1 protein-coding gene is annotated in these 754 nt (G+C 37.1%); it reads right to left on the bottom strand.

The genetic code is table 11. The annotated features are described in order from the left end of the window. Positions 1 to 127: 127 nt before the first annotated feature. Entirely contained in the window at positions 128 to 415 is a 288-nt protein-coding gene (locus D1159_RS19025) for a hypothetical protein (RefSeq protein ID WP_161847140.1), read from the bottom strand. Between the last annotated feature and the right edge of the window lie 339 nt (positions 416 to 754).

The following is a 754-nucleotide window of genomic DNA, read 5'->3' on the forward strand; positions in this document are numbered from 1 at the left end:
ATTGATACTTTAAAAGTTGCTTTTGTTTCTTCCAACGTATGCCCTTCCTTGCGATATTCTATTGTTCCTTCTCTGTACTTTATTGGATAACTCATATCTTCATTATACTACTTCGCTTTGTGCTTTTTCAAGTACTATCACTATATTCAAAAAAGATACGTAGTTGAGAAGTATATAAATTTCTTGCCCTCGCCGATGAATGCTCCGACTTGATGTGCCAGTTTTTTAAATCAATAGCAGAAATATCTGAAAGAGATTTCATTCCCAGTTTATTCATATAATTAAAGAGACTGAAAATTGCCGCATGAATGGTTTTCTCCGTAGATGGGGCGCAACTGTGACTTTTCTTCCGAAATTCCAGATATTCATCATATAGGTCTTGCTGCCAGCCCAGTATCACATATTTACTTTCCATAGGTTATCCCTCCATGATGCCAAAACGTTGAATCTCCTCTTGTTTTCGGCACATAAAACAATAGAGCCATCGCTGAAAACCTCCTTTCAGTTGATGGCTCTATTATAATTTGAAAGCTGGCTGATCTTCAATTATTTTAATCCTAAGGATTTCCCTTAAACTATGCTCATTTCCAACCTTTTTATATAATCCTTTGGATTTTATTTTCCTATAGGTAACATGGCTAATCCTAACATTAGGATTACAGTGTAAAACTGCCAACTGCTGCTTCAAAACAGGCGTGGCCTCTTTTGACAAGGAGCCAACCTTCAAGAGCAATCTGTTGGTCTATGAGGGCCG

Source organism: Pseudoflavonifractor sp. 524-17 (genome assembly GCF_009935845.1).
Classification (GTDB): Bacteria; Bacillota; Clostridia; order Oscillospirales; family Oscillospiraceae; genus Pseudoflavonifractor_A.

What these genes read in the sequence shown, in the direction of transcription:
- D1159_RS19025 (WP_161847140.1), bottom strand. Translation starts at nt 415, where the DNA reads ATGGAAAGTAAATATGTGATACTGGGCTGGCAGCAAGACCTATATGAT.